The 536-nt window shown below is 38.8% G+C and carries 1 protein-coding gene; it reads right to left on the minus strand.

All coding sequences use genetic code 11. The annotated features are described in order from the left end of the window. Nucleotides 1–536: DDE-type integrase/transposase/recombinase (locus A9G30_RS12615; RefSeq protein ID WP_141671966.1), on the minus strand; the 536-nt coding region annotated here is incomplete at both ends.

Raw genomic sequence — 536 nt, forward strand, 5'->3', positions numbered from 1 at the left:
TAAGGGCTACCGGGCTGGATATAATTAATGGTTATATCATGTGATTTAGCCCAGTTTATAAAGGTTTTTCCTGTAAATTCTGGCCCATTATCGACCCGTATTTTTAATGGATACCCATGATATTCGTCCAGTTTATCTAAGTAACGGGTAATCCTTCCTGCGAGTAAGCTTACTGCAATATCAATCCCTAATGCCTCACGATTAAAGTCATCGATGACATTGAATGTTCTAAAGCGACGTTGATTACGACTACTGTCACTCATAAAATCCATTGACCAACATTCACCTTGTTTATTGGGGACTAATAATCTTTCCGGACATCGTGGAGGAATACGTTTTTTACGCTTTACCCTGAGATTAAGCTTTAATTCACAATACACCCGATATACCCGTTTATGATTCCATTGATAGCCGAGCTTTCTGATACGATTAAAACATTTAGGAAAGCCCCAGCGTAAATGCCTATCTGTAATAGCATTCAGCACCGAAACAATCACCGAGTCATCCAGTAACTTAGGTTGATAATAGTAAGCACA

It is taken from the genome of Gilliamella sp. Fer4-1 (assembly GCF_001690515.1).
GTDB lineage: Bacteria > Pseudomonadota > Gammaproteobacteria > Enterobacterales > Orbaceae > Gilliamella > Gilliamella apicola_C.